We start from the raw sequence: 22,832 nt of genomic DNA on the forward strand, positions 1-22,832 counted from the left end.
GAGCTTTGCCCGTTGGAAACCGCGCTTTATCTGCCCGTCAAACGCTTCCTCGAAAGGCTCGGCTTCACGGTGAAGGGCGAGATCGGCGGCTGCGACCTCGTGGCGCTGAGCGGCGATGATCCACCGGTCGTGGTGATCGGCGAACTCAAGCTCGCCTTCAATCTCGAACTGATCCTGCAGGCGGTCGATCGCGCCGGCGCCGCCGATGAGGTGTGGATCGCGGCCAAGGTCTCGGCCCGCGGCAAGGGCCGCGAGAGCGACGCGCGGTATCGCAACCTGTGCCGGCGGCTCGGCTTCGGCATGCTCGGCGTCACCGATCGCGGCGACGTCGAGGTGCTGGTGCCGCCGCCGACCACAGCACCGCGGCGCAATCCGAAGAAGCGCTCGCGCCTGATCACCGAGCACCGCAAGCGAAAGGGCGATCCCGCGATGGGCGGATCGACCCGCGCGCCGATCATGACTGCCTACCGGCAGCAGGCGCTGGCCTGCGCCTGTGCACTGTCGGACGGACCCCGGCGGGTAAAGGACCTGCGGGCCGAGTGCCCTGACGCCGGCAAGATCCTGCAGCATAATGTCTACGGCTGGTTCGATCGCGCCGAGCGCGGCATCTATGTGCTCACCGATGCCGGCCGCGCCGCGCTGAAGCGCTGGCCGCAGCAGCCGATGAATGTGACAGGGGCCGAAGCCGCCCCGTAAAGCATGATCCGGAAAAGTGCGAAGCGGTTTTCCGAAGAGATCATGCTCAAACTAGAGGGGGAGACCATGATCGTCGTCACCGGCAGCGTCACCGCCCGCCCCGACTCGTTCGACGAGGTACGGCGATTGAGCCTCGAGCATGTCCATCGTTCGCGCACCGAGCCCGGCTGCATCTCGCATGCGGTCCATGTCGACTGCGAGAACCCGCTCAGGCTGGTGTTTTTCGAGCAATGGGCCGACCGCGCCGCGCTGGCGGCGCATTTCGCGGTCCCCGCATCGCGCGAATTCGTCCGCGCCCTGCAATCTCTTGCGGCGGCAGCGACCACGATCGAGCTTTATGACGGTCACAAGATTGAGAGACTCTAGCTGCATGGCTGGATTGCCATCTCACATTCATATTGCAATGCAACATTGGGGACCTTACGTATCTCCCGCGATTCACAGATGAGGCGGCGATGAGCGGAGACTGGAACACCAAGTATGGCACCCGGCGCGTGCGGCACGATCCGCCGACGCTGGAGGAGGCAATCTTCGCTGCCGTCGGCATCACCGACGACGTGGAGGCCCAGGCCGAGATCGCGTCGTCGCTGATGGGGCTGCCCTATGACGAGGTGCTGGCCGAGGTGAAGAAGACGGCGCGCGTCAGCGCCCGCACCGGCACGGCGACCCGTGTGATCGCCGGCGAACAGGGCGCGCAGCGCTCCGTCGTGGTCGAGCGCCGCGTGGTCCGCCGCTTCGCGACCGACAAGCGCACCGGCACCTGAACAAACACCATCCGATGACTTAAAGAAAAAGGGCAATCCGCTGAGCGGACTGCCCTTTTTTGCTTTGATGTGAAGTCTCAGCTCAGGCTGCCCGGCCCCAACCGGACATCTGCATCACCATCCGCCAATAGGCGCGGTTCATGTCGACGATCGCGCGCGCAGCCTCCACCGGCGTCACCGGAGCGACAGCCGGCGCCGGTTCGCCCTGGTGCTGCTCGGTCAAGTCGATGCTGCCGGTCGACTCACCGTGACGGAAGGTCAGCTGCGCACCGAACTTGGTGGCGAGCGCGCGCATCGCGTCGTTCTGCGCACCGGTGGTGATGCGCAGGCTGGCGTAGCCCTTGGCATGCGCCTCGGCGATCAGCTTGCGGAACAGGGTGGTGCCGACTCCCTTGCGCCGCGCCGACCGCTCGACGCTGAAGGCGATCTCGGGCTGCGCATCCGGTGACTGCTCCGGCGGATGCAGTTCGGCCGCACCGCGGACCACGCCATCCTCGAAATAGGCGATGATCACCGTGCCGTCGTTGGCGCAACGCTCGGCATAGCGGCGGATGAAACTATCGTCGATGAAGCCATGAAAACGATCATGACGGCTGGTTCGATCCAGTCTCAGCAGATGATCGCGCAGCAGGGGAAGCTCCTCCTGCTGGCTCAACGTCCGCACGGTGCCCCGCGCAGAGGTCAAACTGATGGAATCGTGGTTCATTTCATAACTCCTCTTGGTGGCCCTCGAGGAGGCGTCGACTCCCTAACTCGATCTATATTGTGCGTCGCAACATATAATTCAAGTGTCTAGATTCATTTAAGTAAACAATGATGTGATCAGAAAATCACATCATCGCCCCATCATAATACCAATTGCGTTTGGGTGATCACCGCGACCAGCTTGCCGTCCTCGGTCTCCAGCCGGGTCTGCCAGACCTGGGTCCGCCGGCCCCGATGCACCGGGGTCGCGGTGGCGATCACGGTGCTGCCCTCCTTGGCCCCGCCGATGAAGTTGGTCTTGCTCTCCAGTGTCGTGGTGCCCTTGGCGTCCTCGGGCAGGTTGATCACGGTGGCGGCGGCGCCGACCGAGTCCGCAAAAGCCATCACCGCGCCGCCATGGATGGTGTTGCGGAGGGTGCAAAGGTCCGGCCGCACCAGCATCTTGGCGACCACCCGGTCCTGGTCGGCCTCGACGAAGGTGACGCCCTTCAGTTCCGCGAACGGCATCTTCATCGATTGGATCTTCTCGAGCGGCGTCATCATGTTCCTCCGGTTCTTGTTTGGGCGTCGCGGGCGGGCTGACCCGCGATCCATCTTTCTCAGCAGCAAGCTTTCTCGGACATGATGGATTGCCTGAACGGGCCCGGCAATGACGTCCGAGGTAATGATAGGGATGACGTCATGGCCGCCGTGACATTCGCGGGCGATTCTGCATAGCCTCACCGATGCGCGACTTCCCTCCCCGCCGGATCGTCTGCCTGACCGAAGAGACGGTCGAGACGCTCTATCTGATCGGCGAGCAGGATCGTATCGTCGGCGTCTCCGGCTACGCGGTGCGGCCGCCGCCAGTCCGCCACGAGAAGCCGCGCGTTTCGGCCTTCATCTCCGCCGACATTCCAAAGATCCTGGCGCTCGACCCCGATCTGGTGCTGGCCTTCTCGGATTTGCAGGCCGATATCGTCGCCGATCTCGTGCGCGCCGGCGTCGCCGTCCATGTCTTCAACCAGCGCGATGTCGCCGGCATCCTGGCGATGATCCGCACCCTCGGCGCAATGGTCGGCGCCGCCGATCGCGCCGACGGGCTCGCGCGCGGCCTCGAGCAGCGACTGGCCGCGATCGCGGCAACGCCGCGTCGGGCGCCGCGGCCAAAGGTCTATTTCGAGGAATGGGACGATCCCCTGATCAGCGGCATCGGCTGGGTCTCCGAGCTGATCGAGATCGCCGGCGGCGCGGACGCGCTGCCGCATCTGCGCGCGCACAAGGCCGCCAAGGATCGCATCGTCCCGGCAGACACCGTGCGCGCGGCGATGCCCGACGTGATCCTGGCCTCCTGGTGCGGCAAGAAGGTCGTGCCCGACCGCATCCGCAAGCGTGCGGGATGGAGTGATATTCCAGCCGTGCGCGACGATCGCATCGTCGAGATCAAGTCGCCGATCATCCTGCAGCCCGGCCCCGCCGCGCTGACCGATGGTCTCGATGCGATCGTCAAGGCGTTGTGGCCGGAGCGCCTATGAGTGCGCCCCCCAGGCCATTGAGCGGCTTCGGGACAACCCTCGTGCTTACGTCACTGCATTGACGACCTGATATTCTTGCCGGCGCCATACCTCGCCATTGATCACCTCCTCGATGATCTCGGCGGCCTTCAGCACCTCGGGTTCGCCGATATAGAGCGGCGTGATCCCGAACCGCATGATGTCCGGCGCCCGGAAGTCACCGATCACCCCACGGGAAATCAGCGCCTGCATGGCGGCATACCCACCGGCAAAGGCGAAGGAAACGTGCGACCCGCGCTCAGCATGCGCTTGCGGCGTGACCAGCCTCAGCGACGGACAGCGTCGGGCGACTTCGGCTATCAGCAAGTCGCCGAGCGCGAGTGAGCGTGCGCGGACTTCGCCGATATCGACACGATCCCAGATGTCGAGCGATGCCTCCAGCGCGGCCATCGCCAGCACCGGCGGTGTGCCGACACGCATGCGCTCGACGCCATCGGCGGGTTGATAGGCGAGATCGAATGCGAACGGCTTTGCGTGCCCCATCCAGCCCGACAACGCAGCGCGCGCCTGATCGGCATGCCAGGGCGCGACGTAAAGGAAGGCCGGCGCGCCGGGACCGGCATTGAGATATTTGTAGGTGCAGCCGGCGGCGAAATCGACGCCAGTCCCCCCGAGGTCGACCGGCAGCGCACCGGCCGAATGCGCGAGATCCCAGACCGTGACGATGCCGAGCGCATGCGCCTTCGCGGTCAGGGTCCGCATATCGTGGCGACGGCCGGTGCGGTAGTCGACCTCGGTCAGGTAAAGCACCGCAATGTCGTCCGACAGCGCTGCCTCGACCTCATCCGGGGCCGCCAATCGCAATTGGTGGCCGCGCCCGAGCGTCGCGATCAGCCCTTCGGCCATATAGAGATCGGTCGGAAAATTACCGGTATCGGAGAGAACGACCTTGCGCTCCCGGTTCAGCTCGAGCCCGGCCGCGAGCGCCTGATAGACTTTGAGCGACAGCGTATCTCCGACCATCACCGTGCCCGGCGCGGCGCCGATCAGGCGCGCGAGGCGATCGCCCACGCGGCGCGGCTGCACGTACCAGCCGGCGCTGTTCCAGGCGCGAATGAGTTCATTGCCCCATTCGGCCGTGATGACATGCGCGACGCGTTCGGCAACGCCCAGCGGCAGCGCACCGAGCGAGTTGCCATCAAGATAGATGACATCCGCGGGCAACTGAAACATTGCCTTGGTGTCGTCGTAGACGCGCAGTTGCGATTTCGCTTCGGTCATGGCTTCTCGCCTACAGAATGGTGCGGACGCGCCACAGTTCAGGAAACAGCTCGACCTCGAGCATCCGCTTGAGATAGCTGACCCCACCGGTGCCGCCGGTGCCGCGCTTGAAGCCGATGACGCGCTCCACCGTGGTCACGTGATTGAAGCGCCAGCGGCGAAAGTAATCCTCGAAGTCGACCAGTTTCTCGGCGAGCTCGTAGAGCGTCCAGTTGGCTTCGGGAGCCTCGTAGACGCGGCGCCAGGCTTGCATCACGCCCTCGTCGAAGTGATGGGTCTCGTGGACGTCGCGCGACAGGACGGTCACGGGCATGGTGAGCCCCTTGCGGTCGGCGAAGCGGAGCACCTCGTCATAAAGGCTCGGCGTCGCAAGCTCAATTTTGAGCAAAGCCATCACCTCGGGGTCATGCGCGTGCGGTTTCAACATCGCGTCATTGCGATTGCCGAGCAGATACTCGATCAGCCGGTATTGATACGACTGGAAGCCCGAGGATTGGCCCAGCCGCGAGCGGAAATGGGTGTACTCGCTGGGCGTCATGGTACGCAGCACGTCCCAGGCATTGTTCAACTGCTCGAAGATGCGGGAGACACGCGCGAGCATCTTCATCGCCGGCGACACCTCTTCGCGGGCGATGGCGTGACGGGCGGCGCGCAGCTCGTGGATGGCGAGCCGCATCCACAGTTCGGAGGTTTGATGCTGGATGATGAACAGCATCTCGTCATGCGCATCCGAGATCGGGTGCTGGGCGCCGAGCAATGCATCGAGTCGCAGGTAGTCGCCATACGACATCTTCCGCGTGAAATCGGTCTCGGCGCCCTCGACCGCGGGATCGTAGTCGTTGTTGCTCATGACGTCCTCTCGATCGATCCACGACCTCAAACGAGGCCCAGAAGGTGCCTCGTGATGGCGGAGGATGGATCCTTCAGCCCATCGACAACAGAGAAATGGTTATGCCCGGGGTCGATGACGAGGCGCGTGGGCACGTCGAATCCGGTCCAGATATTAGCCATCAGCTCTGCCTGACGGATGAACTCGGGTCGTTCGCCGCCACCGACCCAGGCGGTGAGCGGCGATTTGCCCCGCGGCAGATGCAAGGCGGCGCTTTCGCGCGCTGCCTCGCCTGCGTCCATCCGGAGCGTCTCGTTCATCGCGGTCTTCAGAAGCGGCCGCAGATCGTGCAGACCGCTGATCGACAATGTCGCCACGATCCTGTCGTAGACCCCAGGTGCGAGACGGCCGTCGTCGCACTGCATGCGGGTAACCAGGTGGCCGCCGGCGGAATGGCCGGCCAATCGAATAGGCCCGGAGACCTCCGCCGCAGCCGAGGCAATCGCGGCCGCGATCTCGGAGATGCGCGCGGCCGGTGTCAGCGTGTAACTTGGCAGCGCCACCACCCAGCCGTGGCTTCGCGCGCCTTCCGCGAGGTCGGTCCATGACGATTTATCGAAGCGCATCCAGTACCCGCCATGCACGAAGACGACGAGGCCCTTGCTGTCGCCGTCCGGCAGGATCAGGTCGAGGCGCTGGCGCTCTCCCGATCCATAGGCGATGTCCGGCCTGAATGATTTGAGGCCGGCGCGATAGGCTGCCGCCCGCTCCGCCCACCGCGCCGGCAATTCATCCGACCCCGGCACGTGGGCCGAATTTGCGTAGGCATCGTCCCAGTCGCGCATCGTGGCTCCCCCGAAGATTCGCCGTCGATCGGACGCCATTTTGCCACCGGCTGGGCTGTTCGCCCAGTCTTTATTTTAGACTTAAAGCATCTGCTTCCTGATGCCTCCCGGGCAAGCGGTGCCTTGGCCCACGGGTCCGATCCGGCGAAGCGCCGGGGGTTCAACGCCCCGAGCAGCGCCCCTCATCGAGCCCACAACACACGAAGCTACGCCTTCTCCACGCCACACCATTCCGCGATGAACAGTGCCATGGCCTTGGTCGCTTTCCGCAGCGAGTCCAGCTCGACATATTCGTTGAAGCCGTGCATCGCAGCGCCGCTGGCGCCGAAGCAGAGGCTCGGGATGTCGTAGTTCAGGCCGTAGAAGCGCGTGTCGGTCAGCGCGGTGAAGGCGCGATCTTCCACTGCCCCGCCATAGACCGCCTGGTGTGCCCTGGCGAAGGCCGCTTCCGGCGCCTCGGAATTCACCAGCTCATAGCCTTCCGACAGGAAGCCCGACCATTCCACCTGCGGCGGATTGTTGGAGAGGAAACGATGATCGCGCGCCGCGGCCGACACGCAGGCCAGAATCTCCTTCTGGCATTCGGCGATCGACCAGCCCGGCAGCACCGCGATGCGGCAGTCGACATCGCACCAGGCCGGCACGCTGGAAGCCCAGTCGCCGCCCTTGATGATGCCGGGATTGAAGTTGATCGGATGATTGACGTCCTTGAAATGGCGGTCGGCCTTGGCGCGCTCGTTCCAGGCGATCTCGAGCTTCTCCAGCGCATGCACCAGATGATACGCCGCCATGATCGCGTTCGCGCCGGCGCCCGCCTCGAACACATGCACCGGGAAGCCGCGCACCTTGAGGCGGAACCAGATCACGCCGACCTGCGAGCGGATCATCTTGCCGCTGGTCGGCTCCGGGATGAAGCAGGCATCGGCGCGATAGCCGCGTTGTAAGGTCGAGAGCGCACCGACGCCGGTGCTCTCCTCCTCGATGACAGACTGGAAGTGAATCCGCGCCGTCGGCTTCAATCCGGCCTTCCTGATCGCATCCAGCGCATAGAGCGCAGCGATGGTGCCGGACTTCATGTCGCAGGCACCGCGGCCATACATCCTGCCGTCCTTGATCACAGGCGAGAACGGCGGCGTCTCCCACATCTCGAGCGGACCGGTCGGCACCACGTCGCAGTGGCCCTGCAGGATCAGCGATTTGCCGGCATTGGTCGCCGGGCGATAAGTGCCGACCACGGTGCGCGCCTTGGAGAAATCATGCTCGATCGGGCCGAAGCCGCGCAGATCCTTCAGGTCGTCGAGATTGATGTGCCAGTCGTCGACCTCATAGCCGCGCTCGCGCAGCAGATCGCCGATCATGTCCTGGCACGGCCCCTCGGCACCGCGGGTCGAGGGGATCGCGACAAAGGCCTGCGTCGTCGCAAGCTGCGCATCGAATCCCTCATCAACGGCGGCAAGGATTCGTTGTTGCGTCTCGGCAGTCATGCGGCAGCTCCGTGGGGGACATCAGAAAAGGTGGGAGCAGCAGCGTAACCTGATTTCACTCCGCGGGGTATTGCGCAAAATAGGCATCCCGCAATGCATCTTCGAGCAGACGGCCCTCCGAATAGCCATCGAGCGTCTTCGGCCGCGTCACGCCGTCGAGCAGCCGCGGACACGGCTCGGGCGCGCCGAGCACCGTGCGCACCGGAATGCGCTCGGCATAGATCGGCAACTCGTAATCCTCGTCGTCATCGGCGACGCCCTTGGCGCGCACCTTTGCGGACGCCTCCTCGATCTCCATCGCGATGAACGAGGTCGCCTTGATCTCCTGCTTGTTGCTGGCGCGCAGGCCCGCGGTGCGCTCGGGAAAGAAGCGGTCGACCATCGCGACGATGGCGCGTTCCTTCTCCGCGGGGTCGGTGACGAGATAGGCTGACCCGAACGCCATCACCGCGCGATAGTCGGCCGAGTGGTTGAAGCCGCAGCGTGCCAGCACCAGGCTGTCGAGATGGGCAACCGTCAGGCAGACACGCTGCCCTTCCGACTGGTTCTCCAACATCCGGCTCGCGCTGGAGCCGTGCCAGTAGAGCTTCGTACCCTCGCGCCAGAAGAAGGTCGGCGTGCAGTAGGGCTGGCCGTCGATCACGTAGGAGACGTGGCACAGCATCGAGGCGTCGAGGATCTTGTGCACGGTGGCGTGGTCGTAGAAGCCACGGTCGTGGCGGCGCTTGACCCGGTTGCGGGACGAAAGGGGATAGGACGGAGTGGATGCGCCTTCGGTCACGGTTGAGCCTCGTCAAATCTGGAATCTGTCCAGAGTTGTAGCTGTTCATTTGGTCTGCGATAGTGCCAATTCCATGCGAAAAATTCCGACCAATTCCCGCAAGCCCGCGGCGCGCAAGCCGGAGCTGCCGCTCGACCTCACCGGGGCGCATGTGACGCCGGGCGCCGCGTCGCAGCAGCGGCTCTATCAGGCGCTGTGCCACACCATCGTCGGCGGCCTGGTCAAGCCGGGCGAGCCGCTGCCACCGTCGCGCGCGCTGGCAAAACAGACCGGCTTCCGCCGCAACGCCGTCACGACGGCCTATGAGCGCTTGATCGCCGACGGCTTTGCGGTAGCAACCACCGGCTCCGGCACATTCGTCGCCGCGCGCATTCCCGCGCAGGCCGGCACGCCGCGACGCGCGAAGATCGCGATCGAGCCGCCGCAACACAATGCGCTGTCGCTCGGCTGCACCCATATCGACGAGCGCGCGCTGCAGCGCTTCCGCGCCTTTGCCGGCCGCAGGCTGCGCGCCTTCGGCTCCGAGCACCTGCATTACGGCGATCCGCGCGGCAGCGGCGAATTGCGGGCGGCGATATCAGACCATTTGCTGTCGGCGCGCGGGCTGCGCTGCGATCCCGACCAGATCATGCTTGCGTCAGGCACGCTGCATGCACTGCGCATCGTGTTAGGGGCGATCCTCAAGCCCGGCGATCAGGTCTGGTGCGAGGACCCCGGCTATCCGGCGGCGCGGCGCGCGATCGAGCATTGCGGCTACCGGCCGGTGTCGGTGCCCGTCGATGGCGCCGGCATGCGCGTCGACAAGGGTCGCGTATCCGCGCCCGCGGCGCGTGCCGCCTATGTCACGCCGTCGCACCAGTTCCCGCTCGGCGTGCAGATGTCGATGCCGCGCCGGCTCGAGCTGCTCGACTGGGCACGCGATGCCAGCGCCTTCGTGTTCGAGGACGATTACGACAGCGAGTTCCGCTACGACGGCGCGCCGCTGCTGTCGCTCGCCGGCATCGATCATCTGCGCCGCGTGATCTACATGGGCACGTTTGCGAAGACGCTGTTCCCGGGATTGCGGATCGGTTACTGCGCCCTGCCCGAGGCCTTGATCGGTCCGGTCACCGAAGCGCGCGCCGCGCTCGACCGCTTTCCCGCCACCTTGATGGAAGGCGCGGTCGCCGACATGCTGAACTCCGGCGCCTTCGCCGCCAATTTGCGCAAATCGCGAAAACTCTATCGCGAGGCGCGCGACATGCTGGCGTCGACGCTCACCAGTGCATCCGAGGGCGAGCTCACGGTTCCCGTGCCGTCGCAGGGCCTGCATCTCGTGGCGCGGCTCGATCCGGCGACCGATCCTTTGATTGCCGCGCAGGCCAAGGCCGCTGCGGGCGTCGGCGGCTGGCTGCTCGCCGAGACCTATCATCGCGCGCGGCCACTGCCCGGCTTCGTGCTGGGATTTTCCGGTCATCCGGTTCCGCAGCTCGTCGCGTCAGCGGAACAATTGGCGAAGACAACGCTCGCTGCGCTGCGCGCGACGCGCAAGGTATCTGTCAAGGATCCGCGAGGCCGCGCTCTAGGAGAATCGCAGCTGCCTGACTATGGTCGCCCGCGTTGAGTCGTTGAGTCAGTGTCCGCTTATGGAGATACCGGATGCCCAATCGCAACGTCCTGTATCTCGTGATCGGCGCGCTGGTCGTGATCACGGGCATGCTCGGCTACAATCTTTATCAGGCGAAGAAGCAGCCCGAAGGCCTGCAGATCAATGTCGGCCCAGACGGGCTCAAGATCCAGAACAAGTGATGGAGGCCGCGATGTTGCGCATGGGACTGGTCGCGCTGGTCAGCGCCGCAGCACTTGGCGCGATGGTTCACTCCGCCGCAGCGGAGCCGTCCTTCATGCGCGAGGGTGACATCGTCGACCTCAGGGTCGGTCAGCGCGTCTTCGTCGATGATGGCTCGTGTCCCGCCGGGCAGATCAAGCAGGTCGTCGGTTCCAAGCTGAGCGAGAACGGCGTGGTGCGCACCCGCAGCTGCGTGCCGCGCCTCGCCAAAAAATAAAACGCCGCGCTGTCGCGAGGCGTTTCCTTCATCTTTGCTTTGACGCGCCGTTCAGTTCGAGATCGGCTCGAACATGCATTGCAGCGTCGGCTTGGCGATCTTGGTAAAGGTCGGGCCGATCTCGCCCTGCTTGGAGGGCGGCACCCAGTCGGTCTCGATGGTCGGCACGCCGGTCTCGCTGATCCCGCGCAGCAGTGCCTGGCGGAGATCAGGATCGTCCACCGTCGCAGCGGCGTGGTCATGCAGGCAGCCGCACACGGCCTCGGGATGCGCCCAGCGGCCGAGCATATGCGGCGCGCATTGCCGCACGAACTCGTCACGGGGCTCGGGCACCCGGTACAGCGACCGGATCTGCATCGACTCGAGCGGAAGCTGGGATTGAGCCTGCGCGGAACCTGCCATGACGAGTGAAGCCAACATCACGGCGGAGGAAATTCGGAGCAACATGGGGAGCCTTTGCCGGCTGTTCTGTTTTTCGCGTCGCGCTTAGTTGGCCTGCGCCATCACCATCGGGGCCGAGGTGACGACCGGCGAGCCGTTATAGGTGAAGGTGCCGATGCCGGGCAAACCGTTGTCGGGGGTCCCAGCCATCGACGAACCGGCCATCACGAAAGCGAAGGCGAGGATCAGGCTCATGGTCCGCATCTGACAGTCTCCGTTATTCCGGTCGGCGTCCGGCGCCGTCGTGTTGACGCCCTGATAACGATCTGCCGTTTCGGGAGTTCTGCGGAACAAGCCGAAAATGGTTTCGTCGGCCTGAGAATTGTTTCGTCGGCTGGCGGTCCACGAAACATTCGCCGGAAAACGTCAATGTTTTCAGTGGCTGCGGCCCGGCAGGCAGCCCGCTCAAGATTTCGCGCGGTCAACCTGCCTGGCTGTGGATGGCTCGATTATGCGTGCAAATTGAGCGCCCTAGCGCGCTTTCTTAACTTTCCTCTGCTGAGACGGGACGCAGCACAGCAAGGGCGGCGAGTGAACCCGGCGACGGTTCGGCCGACTCATCTGGGCGCCGTGCAACCATCTCGGTGGTGGCACGTTGTGGTGATTCCCGATCCAACGGTTGTTGTGATCCAATCCAACGAAGGATGTCAGTCGTGGGCAATGGCAACATCGGTGTTGGCAATGAATCCGCGGTCAGCAAATCCGGCCAGCAGCAACAGATGACGGCCGCGATGCCGCAGCAGGGCGCTTATGTCATGGGCGACAATGAGTGCGCGCCGCAGAAGCTGGTCCGCCTCGTCGGTTGCCGCGACTCGAAGCTCAAGCCTGGCTTCGGCGTTGGCGCGAAGCAGTTCGGGCAAACCAAAAGTTAGCTCGCCCGACGCTTCAGTCGACCGGGGTAAGCCCCTGCTCCCGCTATTGAATGAACTCGCCGCACTTCTGAACGGCGGCGGCATCGGCCGCGCCCCAAGGCATGATCGGCACCGACGACGTCGAGTTCTTCGGCGAGCCCTCGATCAGCTTGTCCGAATAGACCATGTAGACCAGCACGTTGCGCTTGGCGTCGCAGCCGCGCACGATCTGCATCTTCTTGAAGAACAGCGACCGCCGCTTGCTGAACATGTCGTCACCCTGGCTAAGCTTGTTCTTGAAGCGGATCGGCCCGATCTGCCGGCAAGCCAGCGAGATATCAGAGACTTCCTCGGCAAGGCCGAGCCAGCCCTTGAAGCCGCCCTTCTCCGGCACCGTGAAGTGACAGGCGACGCCCTCGACCTCGGGGTCGTCGACGCCATAGGTGGCGAGCTTGTCGTTGGGGCTGACCCATTTGAACACCGTCGAGCGGCGGAAGATCAGGTCCGGCTCGTCCGCCGCGGCCGCGGGCGCCGCCTGCCCCAAGGTCAGCAACATCAGCAGCGCCGCACATCCCCATCGAGACAAATGTCGCAGGTCACACAGGCTCAAAGTTCTCGATGTCATTGAGGTCTCCGCAGGATGGGTGTCGCCTATGTAGTGCGCAAACGCCGCGCAGGAAGGCGCTGACAGTTCGGTGATCGGACCGGGCGTTTAACCTCTTGTGAGGCTTTTTTGTTACTCTTTCGTCGAAAATTCGCCCCTCACGGAAGGGTTAGATCGCTTGCGCTGGTGAACGTATTCCGCGTCTGCGACAACCAAGGAATAGTTTGGACTGGGATTCGGAATATGCGCGCAAGCGGTCGTCGGATTTCGATTGTTGATTCTGCGAATGGGCGGTTCTGGCAGCTTGCAATTCTGACGGCGGCCGGCACCGTCGCGGCCTCCTCCCAGGCCAATGCAGCGCTGTTCTACTGGAATCGCGACTCCGCCTACTACGGCAATTACGAACCGATGCCGATGGCACAGCCGCACCGGCAAAAGCCGAAGCGCAGCACCGCGAAGAACAAGCCGGCACTCGAGAAGGAGGCCGGCAGCAAGCCGCAAGGTCCCCTGATCATCTCGGTCTCGATCGACCAGCAGCGGGTCAGCATCTACGACGCCAACGGCCTCTACGCCGAGAGCCCGGTGTCGACGGGCATGAAGGGGCATTCGACCCCGATGGGTGTCTTCAGCGTCATCCAGAAGCAGAAGTACCACCAGTCCAACATCTACAGCGGCGCGCCGATGCCTTACATGCAGCGCATCACCTGGTCGGGCATCGCGATGCACGCCGGCGTGCTGCCCGGCTATCCGGCCTCCCATGGCTGCATCCGCATGCCGATGTCGTTCGCGGTCAAGATGTACAACTGGACGCGGATGGGCGCCCGCGTGTTCGTCACGCCGGGCACGATCTCGCCGGAGAGCTTCTCGCATCCGCTGCTGGTGACGCAGAAGGTCGCCCCGCAGCAGCCGGTTGCCGACGAGATTCTGAAGATGGACGCGCCGCTCGGCGTGAAGAGCGACAAGGGCGCGGACAAGCCGCAGACCGGTCTCGATTTGCGCACCAGCGTCGGTCACGCCGCCGCCACGTCGCTGCGCGACAACACCCACACCGCCGACGCCAGCGGTGCAATGCCGGCGGCGAGCGCATCGGTGACGATGTCCGATGCGTCCTCCGCGGCGAGCGATCCCATCGCCGAGAAGCTTGCATCGGACCCGGCGCAGCCGACGAAGCCCGGGATCGCCGCGGCGGACAAGCCGGCCGAGACGAATGCCGCCGGCAACGGCAGCGTCGCTCCCAACGACAAGTCGGCCAGCGATACCACCGGCAGCACCGACACGCCGAAGACCGAGGTCTCCGCGAACGACAAGGTGAAGGCCGAAGCCAAGACCGAAATCAAGGCCGACGAGCCGAAGCCGGACGCCGCCAAGCCCGGCGCCGCCGAGGCGGCCAAGGTCGATACGTCGAAGACCGATGCGCCGAAGGCTGATGTGGCCCAGGACGCTGCCAAAGCTTCCGATACCGCCAAGACCACTAACAAGCCTGCCGAGGCCGCAGCCGATACGCCCGACGCCAAGAAGGATCCGGCACGGCTGCCGGGCATCGCGCGGATCGACGTGTCGAAGCGCGCCGGCCAGATCGCGGTGTTCATCAGCCGCAAGGATTCCAAGCTCTACGTGCGGCAGAACTTTGCGCCGCTGTTCGAGGTGCCGGTGACGATCGCGGCCAGCGACCGGCCGCTCGGCACCCATGTGTTCACGGCCGAAGCCGACAAGACCGATGCCAACCTGCTGCGCTGGTCGGTGGTGACGCTGCCGACCCGCAACGCCGCCCGCATCGACGTGGAGGAGCGCAGCTCGCATCGCCGCAAGGTGGCGGCCGCAGCGCCCGTCGAGACCAAGCCGCAGCCGGCGACCAACACCCCGGCGGAGGCGCTCGACCGCATCTCGATTCCATCAGACGTGATGGCGCGCATCAACGAGGCGCTCGGCACCGGCGGATCGATCATCGTCTCCGACCTCGGCGTCAACCAGGGCGAGACCGGCGAAGGCACCGACTTCATCCTGCCGATGCGCTAGGCATCGATCTCACCGTCATTGCGAGGAGCTCGCGACAAAATTGCGAAGCAATTTTGCGCTGAAGCGACGAAGCAATCCATGCTTCCCCGAGCTGAACCATGGATTACTTCGTTCCGCTCGCAATGACGATGGGCCGAACTTGCCCCCATCAGCCTCCTGCCATCTCGCCACCCATAACGCCTTCTTGAAAACTTCCGCCCGCTCTCCTGGACTATAGTCCCCAGCGAACATCTGTTCCGGGGATGAGACCATGATGGACCGCAGGACACTGATCGTGGCGGCCTTCGCCGCGGCCGCTGGATCCCATGCGCTGCATGCCGAGCAGCCCGCGATGAGCCGGATCACGGCCTACGCCTTCTCGTTCCCGGCCCTTGACGGCGGCAACATCCGCCTTGCCGATTATAACGGCCGTCCCCTGATGATCGTGAATACGGCCTCGCTCTGCGGCTTCACACCGCAATATGCCGGCCTGCAGCAATTGTGGACCGAATTCCGCGATCGCGGCTTCGTCATCATCGGGGTGCCATCGAATGATTTCGGCGGCCAGGAGCCCGGCGGCCCGACCGAGATCGCCGAGACCGCGCAGCATCAGTATGGCGTGACGTTCCCGATCACAGCGAAAGCGGTGGTCCGGGGCGCGAGCGCGCATCCGTTCTACCGCTGGGCGGCGGAAGCGCGGCCGAAGGACGTGCCGCGCTGGAATTTCCACAAATACCTGATCGGCCGCGACGGCTACATCGCGGATGTCTTCCCTGAGTCGGTCACACCCGACGACACGCGCATCAAGACCGGGATCGCACGGGCATTGGCGGCGGCCTGAGAGGCCACGACAATCCCCGGAATTAACTGATCCCACAAGGATTTTGGACACGAGCCCGCCACGTTCATTGCCTTGGCGTCGGCACTGCGACTAGGGTACGATTGGTTGGGGGCGAAAGCGGCCCGGTTGCGGCGATGCCGGCACCGGGAGCGCGATCAGCAGGGAACACGCCATGCGCATTGCGGCAGGTCTGATTTTCGCAGGGACCGTATCGTTGCTCGCCTCGAGCGCTGCCTGGTCGCAGACGCCGCCCGCCAAGGGCGCCGCTGCCGCGCCGGCGGCAGCTCCTGCGGCCGCAGCTCCAGCGCCGGCCGCCGCGGCGCCTGCGCCCGCTGCTGCCGCGGCAGCGCCGGTGCCGCCGAAGCAACCCCCACAGCCGGCGCGCGCCGCCTGCACCAATCCGAACGCGCTCGGCGTTGCCCGCACCGTCGAGATCGACACGACCGGTGGACCGGGGTTCGGCTTCGAGCATTTCAAGCAGCTCGACTTCCTGCGCGACCATGAAGTGGTGCTGACCTTCGATGACGGTCCGTGGCCCGCCAACACGCCGGCGGTGCTGAAGGCGCTGGCGGATGAGTGCACCACGGGCATCTTCTTCCCGATCGGCAAGCACGCCACCTATCACCCCGAAATCCTGCGCCAGGTCTATGCCGCCGGCCACACGGTCGGCGCTCACACCTGGTCGCATGCCAATCTGAACAACAAGAAGCTGACCGAGGATCAGAAGAAGGACGAGATCGAGCGCGGCTATGCCGCGGTCAAATGGGCGCTCGAGACGTCACCCTCGCCGTTCTTCCGCTTCCCGGCGCTGCAACATCCGCCGGAAATGGTGACCTATCTCGGCAACCGCAACATCGCGATCTTCTCCTGTGATATCGACTCCTTCGACTTCAAGTCGAAGAACCCGCAGCAGGTGATCGACACCGTGATGAAGAGGCTCGCCAAGCTCGGCAAGGGCATCATCCTGATGCACGACTTCCAGAAGCACACCGCGGAAGCCTTGCCCACGCTGCTGACGCAGCTCAAGGCCGGCGGCTACAAGGTGGTCGCGATGCGCGCGAAATTCCCGGTGACCGTGCTGCCGCAATACGAGCAGGAGCTCGCCAAGGACGTCAAGCTGCCGACCGTCAGCTCGCGGCCGGTGAACAGCGTCGTTACCACGGTCGATCAGTAAACGACCCGGCGATAATCTTGGTGCCTGGTTTGCGTATCGAGGGTTTTGTCATCGTCTCCGCCGATGGCCGGTTGGCGAATGCGCGGAATGTGATGCCCGACGATCTCAAGATCGAGGGTGACAAGCGGTTCTTCACTGCAGCCCTCGACCGCGCCGATCTCGTCGTGCACGGCCGCCACTCCCAGGAAGAGCAGCCGAACGCGCCGAAGCGGCGCCGCCTGATCCTGACGGCCAAGGTGGCCTCCACCGCGCCCGCCCCTGACAATCCGAAGGCGCTGCTGTGGAATCCCGCCGGCTGCCCGTTCGAGATCGCGAGCCGCGAGGCCGGCGTGACCTCCGGCATGGTCGCCATCATCGGCGGCCCGGGCGTGTTCGGCATGTTCATGGATCGCTACGACACGTTCTGGCTCTCGGTCGCATCGAAGGTGCGCATCCCCGACGGCGAGCCGTGCTTTCCCGGCGTCCCTGCCCGCACCCCGCAGCAGGTGCTGTCGGCGCACGGCCTCGTCGCCGGCGAACCGCAACTGATCGATGCCGCGCAGGACGTCAGCGTCACACCGTGGCGGCGCGTGGGTTGAAATCGTGGAATTTGTAGGGCGGGTTAGCCGAGGGCGTAACCCGCCGCCGCTCTCGCCGATAAGCTGGGTCGGCGGATTACGCGGAGCCTGTCATCGGGCCGCGCTTTGCGCGGACCCGTTGGCTAATCCGCCCTACGCAACGCGACGCCCTACACGTCCCCATACGCCGGATCGTCGCGGCGCGGGCCGCGGCCGTAGCCGGCGATGATGAACAGCGCGCCGACCAACGACAGGTTCTTCAGCGCGTCGATCAGGGTCCGGAGATTGTCGGGCGCCGGTTGATTCCAGAAATCATGGAAGTAGAAGGTGACGACGCACACGTAGATGATCAGGAGGAGCGCGAAGAACCGCGCCAGCACGTTCACCGCGATCATCAGCCCGGCGAGGATCTCGAAGCCGCCGACCACAATCGCCAGCAGCTGCATGAACGGCATGCCGACGGCGGTTTCGATCTGCTGCGTATAGGGCACGACCACGGCCGGGATCGTCAGCTTCGCCGCGATCACATCCGCGGTGGCCTGGATGCCGAACAGCTTGCTCGCTCCCGAATAGAGGAACAGCACGGCGAACAGAATCCGCCCGAAGGTGATGAACGCTGGCATGGGTCGGCCTCACTGGATGGCAGAAATCGGACGAAGCAGGCGGAGCGATTATGGCCGCCCCGCCTGCTTCGATCAAATCGAATCCATCTCGGCCCAGGCACGATCAAGCACGATTAGGAAAACCGCGCTGCGGTTCTCCGAACATAACGTGCTCAAACAACGACCGCTCAGCCGAACAGCGTCGGCTGCGCGCGACCGGCACGCTCCTGGGCCTCGACCGCGGCGACCGCGGTCATGTTGAGGATGCCGCGCGCGGTCACGCCGGGGGTCAGGATGTGCGCCGGACGTGCCGGACCGATCAGGATCGGCCCCACCGGCAACGCGTTGGCGAGCGACTTGATCATCTGATAGGCGATGTTGGCGGCATCGAGGTTCGGCATGATCAGGATGTTGGCCTCGCCTTCCAGCCGCGATTGCGGCAGCACCATGCGCCGCGCCGCGGCCGACAGCGCGGTGTCGCCCTGCATTTCACCGTCGGCCTCGATCTCCGGATGCTTGTCCTTCAGGAGCTGGGTGGCCCGCCGCATCTTGCGCGAGGAGTCCGTATCATAGCTGCCGAAGTCGGAATGTGACACGAACGCGACCTTGGGCTTGAACGCGAAGCGCTGGACGTGGATCGCCGCGAGCGAGGCCACTTCCGCCAATTCCTCCGCGCTCGGGTTCGGGCGCACCTGGGTATCGGCAATGAAATGGGCACCGGTGGAGGTGATCATCAGCGCCAGCGCGGCATAGTCGCTGACCCCCGGCAGGAAGCCGATGATCTCGCGGACATGGCGCAGATGGCTCATATAGCGGCCCTCGACGCCGCACAGCATCGCATCCGCCTCGCCGCGCGACACCGCAAGGGCCGCGATGACCGTGTTGTTGGTGCGGACCACGGTCCGTGCGGCCTCCGGCGTCACCCCGCGGCGGCCCGCGACGTCGATATAGGACTGCACATAGGAGCGGTAGCGCGGATCGTCCTCGGGATTGACGAGGTCGAAATCGCGACCGGCCTTGATCGACAGGCCGAAGCGCTTGATCCTGGTCTCGACCACCGATGGACGGCCGACCAGGATCGGCCGCGCCAGCTTTTCCTCGAGCACCACCTGGGTGGCGCGCAGCACCCGCTCGTCCTCGCCTTCGGCATAGATCACGCGCACCGGCTGGGTCTTCGCCTTGGCGAACACCGGCTTCATGGTGAGGCCGGAGCGGAACGAGTAGCGTTGCAGCTCGGCGCAGTATTCGTCGAAGTTCTTGATCGGCCGCGTCGCAACGCCCGACTCCATCGCCGCCTTGGCCACCGCCGGGGCGATGCGCAGGATCAGGCGCGGATCGAACGGGCTCGGGATCAGCGAGCCCGGGCCGAAGCCCTGGGTCTCGCCGGTCTCGAGGCCATGGGCCACCGCATCCGACGGCGGATCGCGCGCGAGCTGCGCGATCGCATCCACCGCGGCATGCTTCATCGCCTCGTTGATCGCGGTAGCGCCGACGTCGAGCGCACCGCGGAAAATGAACGGGAAGCACAACACGTTGTTGACCTGGTTCGGGAAGTCCGACCGTCCGGTGCAGATCATCGCGTCGGGACGCGCCAACCGCGCCTCGTCCGGCATGATCTCCGGCACCGGATTGGCGAGCGCCATCACCAGCGGCCTGTCGGCCATCTGCTTGACCATGTCGGGCTTCAGCACGCCGGGCGCCGACAGGCCGATGAAGATGTCCGCGCCCGGAATGACGTCAGCGAGGACGCGCGCGTCGGTCTTCTGGGTATAGACCGCCTTCCAGCGATCCATCGTGGTGTTGCGGCCGTCATAGACCACGCCGTCGATGTCGCAGACCCAGATGTTCTTGCGCTGCGCGCCCATCGAGACCAGCAGATTGAGGGTCGCGATCGCGGCGGCGCCGGCGCCGGAGCAGACGATCTTCACGTCGGCCAGTTGCTTGCCGTTCAGCAGCAGCCCATTGACGATCGCGGCGGCAACGATGATGGCGGTGCCGTGCTGGTCGTCGTGGAACACCGGGATCTTCATGCGCTCCTTGAGCTGCGCCTCGATCTCGAAGCACTCCGGCCCGCGGATGTCTTCCAGATTGATGCCGCCGAAGGTCGGCTCCAGCGCGGCGACGGTCTCGACCACGCGCTCGATCGTGTCGGCCTTGATCTCGATGTCGAACACGTCGATGCCGGCGAATTTCTTGAACAGCACCGCCTTGCCTTCCATGACGGGCTTCGAGGCCAGCGGGCCTATATTGCCGAGACCGAGTACCGCGGTGCCGTTCGAGACCACCGCCACCAGATTGGCACGGGCGGTCAGCGTCGCCGCCTCGGCCGGGTTCTTGGCGATCTCGGTGCAGGCGGCGGCCACGCCCGGCGAATAGGCCAGCGCCAGGTCGCGCTGGTTGGCGAGCGGCTTGATCGCCTGGATCTCGAGCTTGCCCGGTCGCGGCAGCCGGTGATAGGCGAGCGCGGCGTTATGGAGTTCTTCAGACGATGACGACATGCGTGCTCCCCGCGTTTCCGGCCCAAATTTCTTGTTTCTGTGCTAATCCAGGCAAAAGTCAGTTGTCCGGCAAATCGAGCTGGATGTGAAGCATGTCCGGCCGCTTGGATGCAACATCCGATCATATCCCCGTCAACAGGCCCGGGCGGGCCCGCTCATGGATGCGGCACTTTCCGGCCGCGGATTGGCAATTTTTTTCCCTTGATCATCCGGAGTTGACCGAATGAAGAAAATTCTGCTCGGCCTGATCGCGCTCGTTGTGATTGCGATCGGCGGCTTCTTCGGCTTCGATCTCTATACCCAGCGGCGGATCACCAGCGCCGTGGAGGCCGCTTTCGACCAGGTCCGTGCCGAAGGCGGCACCGCGAGCCACGGCCGGATTTCGTTCGATCTGATGCAGCGCACCCTGACCATCGGGGACATCGCCGTCGAGACCGGCACGCAGCCGCCGTTCAGGCTGAAGGCGGCCAACGTGATGGCCTACGGCGTCGACCGGTCGGACACCTCGCGCTTTTCCGCCGCGAGCCTGGAGGCCCGCGACGTCGAGATCGATGCCACGATGGGCGACAAGCAGGCCTTCACGCTCAACTACAAGATGCCGCTGGTCACGGTGAAGGATTTCATCGGCCCCACTGGCGTGCGTGAACTTCGGAAATCGGCGTCCCTGTTCGATCTCTACGGGTTCGGCCTCGCGTATCTGGCCGGCGTCAGCGCCTCGTCGATCACGGCCCCCGGCCTGACCGGGACGATCAAGATCGCGACATCGGGCGCCGAGGGCAGCAGCGGCGAGTACACCTATTCGAACCTTGTGCTCGACAACATCAAGAACGGAAAGATCGCCTCCAGCAAAAGCGACGGCGTCACGTACACGTTCAACTCGCAGGCGGCGGGCAAGGCGGTCAAGATATCAGGCAATCTCGCCAATGTCGTCGCGAGCGACATCGATATCGGCGCGCTGGCCGCGATCTTCGATCCGGGCAAGAGCAGCGACGATCGCGACTATCGGGTTTACCGGCACGTCTCGGCCGGTCCCTATGAGGTGACGTCGACGCAAGGCATGAAGATGCGGATCGACGGCATGACCGTCGATGACGTTGGGTTCACGCCGTCGCGGATGCAATTACCGGCGCTGATGGCGCTGATCCCGCCGCCTGGCGCTGCCCCGCCGTCGCCCGCGCAGGCGCGCGAACTGATGGACAGGCTGGCCAACGTCTATCAAGGCATCCGGATCGGAAACACCGAGATGCACGGACTCTCGGTCGAGACCCCGCAAGGCCCGCTCAAGCTCGCCTCGATGCGGCTCAACCTCGAGGGCGGCAAGATCGGCGAGCTTGCCATCGAAGGACTTGATACCCACGCGCCGAACGGTCCCGTAAAGGTCGGGCGCTTCGCGCTGAAGTCGCTCGATGTCGCCAACTTCATCCGGCTGTCGGCACAGTTCGCCGGGCAGAAGCCCTCACCCGAACAGGCGCTGGGGCTGATCCCGCTGATCGAGGGCGTCGAAATCAAGGGCGTCACGTCGCCCTACAAGGCCACCGGCAAGCCGGTCAACATCGATGTCCTCAGCCTCGACTGGGGTCAATTTGTCGGATCGATCCCGAGCAGACTGCGGCTGATCGCGAAGATGGCCGCACCGCTGGATGCGGCCGATCCGCGACAGCAGGCACTCGTCGCAGCCGGGATCGACCGGATGGCGGTCGATGCCGATCTCGGCGCTGTCTGGACCGAGGCGACACGCGCATTCGCGCTCGAGCCGGTCAAGCTCGACATGGCGGGCCTGTTGAACGCATCGGCCAAGGTCTCGCTCGCCAACGTGCCGCGCGAGGCGTTTTCGACCAGCGCCGCGGAATCCATGGGCGCGGCCGCGCAGATCGAAGCCGGTACGATCGAGCTTGTCGTCCACGACCTCGGCGTCATCGATCTCGCGATCGCTCAATACGCGCGCACCCAGAACGTCAGCCGCGACGAGGCGCGCAACGCCGTCCTCAACAGCATCAAGACGCAGGGCGATGCAATTGGTGGGGCCAATCCCGATGCCACCGCCCTCATCACTGCGATCAGCCAGTTCATCGAGACGCCGGGGCAGACGCTGGTGATCAAGCTTACTCCGCGCGCCAAGGTGCCGGCGCTTCAGTTGATCGAGCTGCTCAAGATCGATTTGCAGTCGGCGCTGGCGCAGTTCAAGATCGAGGCCTCGACGGGGCTGTAAGCTTGCATCCGGGCAACGCGCCCTCCACTTGTCATGGCCGGGCTTGTCCCGGTCATCCACGTCTTCCTTCTCGCGAAAACCAAAACGTCGATGCCCGGGACAAGCCCGGGCATGACGAGTTTTTGCGGCAGTCCTAG

Annotated in this window: 25 protein-coding genes; 13 read left to right on the forward strand and 12 right to left on the reverse strand. The window is 64.8% G+C overall.

The window, feature by feature from the left end:
• Nucleotides 1-12 precede the first annotated feature (12 nt).
• The 3 genes from BI327_RS11080 (at nucleotide 13) to BI327_RS11090 (ending at nucleotide 1,460) form a co-directional block, all read left to right on the forward strand.
• Nucleotides 13-696 (forward strand): DUF2161 domain-containing phosphodiesterase, encoded by a 684-nt coding sequence (locus BI327_RS11080; protein ID WP_076860273.1) that lies wholly within the window; start codon nucleotides 13-15, stop codon nucleotides 694-696.
• Nucleotides 697-738: 42 nt separating this feature from the next.
• The gene (locus tag BI327_RS11085; RefSeq protein WP_347337668.1) at nucleotides 739-1,062 is read left to right on the forward strand and encodes a putative quinol monooxygenase; all 324 of its coding nucleotides are present in this window, start codon (nucleotides 739-741) and stop codon (nucleotides 1,060-1,062) included.
• A gap of 89 nt (nucleotides 1,063-1,151) precedes the next feature.
• On the forward strand, nucleotides 1,152-1,460 hold the full coding sequence (locus tag BI327_RS11090; protein WP_076860275.1) for a hypothetical protein: 309 nt from the start codon (nucleotides 1,152-1,154) through the stop codon (nucleotides 1,458-1,460).
• 82 nt (nucleotides 1,461-1,542) lie between these two features.
• Here BI327_RS11090 and BI327_RS11095 read toward each other — a convergent pair whose 3' ends face one another.
• Both BI327_RS11095 and BI327_RS11100 read right to left on the reverse strand, forming a co-directional pair.
• Nucleotides 1,543-2,166 (reverse strand): GNAT family N-acetyltransferase, encoded by a 624-nt coding sequence (locus BI327_RS11095; protein WP_076860276.1) that lies wholly within the window; start codon nucleotides 2,164-2,166, stop codon nucleotides 1,543-1,545.
• Nucleotides 2,167-2,306: 140 nt separating this feature from the next.
• Nucleotides 2,307-2,705 carry a PaaI family thioesterase gene (locus BI327_RS11100; RefSeq protein ID WP_076860747.1) on the reverse strand — a complete coding sequence of 133 codons (399 nt, stop codon included), beginning with the start codon at nucleotides 2,703-2,705 and terminating at the stop codon, nucleotides 2,307-2,309.
• Between the two features lie 185 nt (nucleotides 2,706-2,890).
• On the opposite strand from BI327_RS11100, the gene BI327_RS11105 reads away from it, so the two are divergent.
• A complete protein-coding gene (locus tag BI327_RS11105) occupies nucleotides 2,891-3,679 on the forward strand; it encodes a cobalamin-binding protein (RefSeq protein ID WP_076860277.1) in 789 nt (262 codons plus the stop codon).
• A gap of 45 nt (nucleotides 3,680-3,724) precedes the next feature.
• Here BI327_RS11105 and kynU read toward each other — a convergent pair whose 3' ends face one another.
• The 5 genes from kynU to BI327_RS11130 all read right to left on the reverse strand — a co-directional run bounded on the left by kynU (nucleotide 3,725) and on the right by BI327_RS11130 (nucleotide 8,878).
• Complete coding sequence (kynU, locus tag BI327_RS11110; RefSeq protein WP_076860278.1) at nucleotides 3,725-4,939, reverse strand: kynureninase; 1,215 nt, start codon at nucleotides 4,937-4,939, stop codon at nucleotides 3,725-3,727.
• A 10-nt stretch (nucleotides 4,940-4,949) separates the two neighbouring features.
• Nucleotides 4,950-5,789, reverse strand: a complete 840-nt coding sequence (gene kynA / locus BI327_RS11115; protein ID WP_076860279.1) for a tryptophan 2,3-dioxygenase — start codon at nucleotides 5,787-5,789, stop codon at nucleotides 4,950-4,952.
• A gap of 26 nt (nucleotides 5,790-5,815) precedes the next feature.
• A complete protein-coding gene (locus BI327_RS11120; protein WP_076860280.1) occupies nucleotides 5,816-6,613 on the reverse strand; it encodes an alpha/beta hydrolase in 798 nt (265 codons plus the stop codon).
• Nucleotides 6,614-6,819: 206 nt separating this feature from the next.
• Nucleotides 6,820-8,097: an ArgE/DapE family deacylase gene (locus BI327_RS11125; RefSeq protein ID WP_076860281.1), complete on the reverse strand. Its 1,278-nt coding sequence runs from the start codon at nucleotides 8,095-8,097 to the stop codon at nucleotides 6,820-6,822.
• Nucleotides 8,098-8,152: 55 nt separating this feature from the next.
• A complete protein-coding gene (locus BI327_RS11130; RefSeq protein ID WP_076860282.1) occupies nucleotides 8,153-8,878 on the reverse strand; it encodes a pyridoxamine 5'-phosphate oxidase family protein in 726 nt (241 codons plus the stop codon).
• Between the two features lie 73 nt (nucleotides 8,879-8,951).
• Here BI327_RS11130 and pdxR point away from each other — a divergent pair, with 73 nt between their 5' ends.
• From pdxR to BI327_RS11140, 3 genes are read left to right on the forward strand one after another with little or no spacing between them, the layout of a single operon-like run.
• Complete coding sequence (gene pdxR / locus BI327_RS11135) at nucleotides 8,952-10,481, forward strand: MocR-like pyridoxine biosynthesis transcription factor PdxR (RefSeq protein WP_076860283.1); 1,530 nt, start codon at nucleotides 8,952-8,954, stop codon at nucleotides 10,479-10,481.
• A gap of 35 nt (nucleotides 10,482-10,516) precedes the next feature.
• Nucleotides 10,517-10,666 (forward strand): hypothetical protein, encoded by a 150-nt coding sequence (locus BI327_RS42665; RefSeq protein ID WP_167386861.1) that lies wholly within the window; start codon nucleotides 10,517-10,519, stop codon nucleotides 10,664-10,666.
• On the forward strand, nucleotides 10,663-10,923 hold the full coding sequence (locus BI327_RS11140; RefSeq protein ID WP_083742028.1) for a DUF6719 family protein: 261 nt from the start codon (nucleotides 10,663-10,665) through the stop codon (nucleotides 10,921-10,923). Before BI327_RS42665 ends, BI327_RS11140 begins: the two co-directional genes overlap by 4 nt.
• A gap of 51 nt (nucleotides 10,924-10,974) precedes the next feature.
• On the opposite strand, the gene BI327_RS11145 is transcribed toward BI327_RS11140, so the two are convergent.
• Complete coding sequence (locus tag BI327_RS11145; protein WP_076860284.1) at nucleotides 10,975-11,370, reverse strand: hypothetical protein; 396 nt, start codon at nucleotides 11,368-11,370, stop codon at nucleotides 10,975-10,977.
• 39 nt (nucleotides 11,371-11,409) lie between these two features.
• On the reverse strand, nucleotides 11,410-11,568 hold the full coding sequence (locus BI327_RS42670; protein ID WP_167386862.1) for a hypothetical protein: 159 nt from the start codon (nucleotides 11,566-11,568) through the stop codon (nucleotides 11,410-11,412).
• Between the two features lie 440 nt (nucleotides 11,569-12,008).
• Here BI327_RS42670 and BI327_RS11150 point away from each other — a divergent pair, with 440 nt between their 5' ends.
• The gene (locus BI327_RS11150; protein WP_076860285.1) at nucleotides 12,009-12,236 is read left to right on the forward strand and encodes a hypothetical protein; all 228 of its coding nucleotides are present in this window, start codon (nucleotides 12,009-12,011) and stop codon (nucleotides 12,234-12,236) included.
• A gap of 43 nt (nucleotides 12,237-12,279) precedes the next feature.
• Here BI327_RS11150 and BI327_RS11155 read toward each other — a convergent pair whose 3' ends face one another.
• Nucleotides 12,280-12,840, reverse strand: a complete 561-nt coding sequence (locus tag BI327_RS11155; RefSeq protein ID WP_076860286.1) for a CreA family protein — start codon at nucleotides 12,838-12,840, stop codon at nucleotides 12,280-12,282.
• A 222-nt stretch (nucleotides 12,841-13,062) separates the two neighbouring features.
• Here BI327_RS11155 and BI327_RS11160 point away from each other — a divergent pair, with 222 nt between their 5' ends.
• The 4 genes from BI327_RS11160 (at nucleotide 13,063) to BI327_RS11175 (ending at nucleotide 17,407) form a co-directional block, all read left to right on the forward strand.
• The gene (locus tag BI327_RS11160; protein ID WP_076860287.1) at nucleotides 13,063-14,835 is read left to right on the forward strand and encodes a L,D-transpeptidase family protein; all 1,773 of its coding nucleotides are present in this window, start codon (nucleotides 13,063-13,065) and stop codon (nucleotides 14,833-14,835) included.
• 250 nt (nucleotides 14,836-15,085) lie between these two features.
• A complete protein-coding gene (locus tag BI327_RS11165; RefSeq protein ID WP_076860288.1) occupies nucleotides 15,086-15,655 on the forward strand; it encodes a glutathione peroxidase in 570 nt (189 codons plus the stop codon).
• A gap of 172 nt (nucleotides 15,656-15,827) precedes the next feature.
• Nucleotides 15,828-16,829 (forward strand): polysaccharide deacetylase family protein, encoded by a 1,002-nt coding sequence (locus BI327_RS11170; protein ID WP_076860289.1) that lies wholly within the window; start codon nucleotides 15,828-15,830, stop codon nucleotides 16,827-16,829.
• Nucleotides 16,830-16,849: 20 nt separating this feature from the next.
• The gene (locus BI327_RS11175) at nucleotides 16,850-17,407 is read left to right on the forward strand and encodes a dihydrofolate reductase (protein WP_076860749.1); all 558 of its coding nucleotides are present in this window, start codon (nucleotides 16,850-16,852) and stop codon (nucleotides 17,405-17,407) included.
• A gap of 149 nt (nucleotides 17,408-17,556) precedes the next feature.
• Here the strand turns inward: BI327_RS11175 and BI327_RS11180 are convergent, their stop codons facing one another.
• Both BI327_RS11180 and BI327_RS11185 read right to left on the reverse strand, forming a co-directional pair.
• The gene (locus BI327_RS11180) at nucleotides 17,557-18,009 is read right to left on the reverse strand and encodes a DoxX family protein (RefSeq protein WP_076860290.1); all 453 of its coding nucleotides are present in this window, start codon (nucleotides 18,007-18,009) and stop codon (nucleotides 17,557-17,559) included.
• Between the two features lie 167 nt (nucleotides 18,010-18,176).
• On the reverse strand, nucleotides 18,177-20,486 hold the full coding sequence (locus tag BI327_RS11185; protein WP_076860291.1) for an NADP-dependent malic enzyme: 2,310 nt from the start codon (nucleotides 20,484-20,486) through the stop codon (nucleotides 18,177-18,179).
• A gap of 223 nt (nucleotides 20,487-20,709) precedes the next feature.
• Between BI327_RS11185 and BI327_RS11190 the strand changes: the two genes are divergently transcribed.
• A complete protein-coding gene (locus BI327_RS11190) occupies nucleotides 20,710-22,695 on the forward strand; it encodes a hypothetical protein (protein ID WP_076860292.1) in 1,986 nt (661 codons plus the stop codon).
• Nucleotides 22,696-22,832: the final 137 nt, after the last annotated feature.

The organism is Bradyrhizobium mercantei, assembly GCF_001982635.1.
GTDB lineage: Bacteria > Pseudomonadota > Alphaproteobacteria > Rhizobiales > Xanthobacteraceae > Bradyrhizobium > Bradyrhizobium mercantei.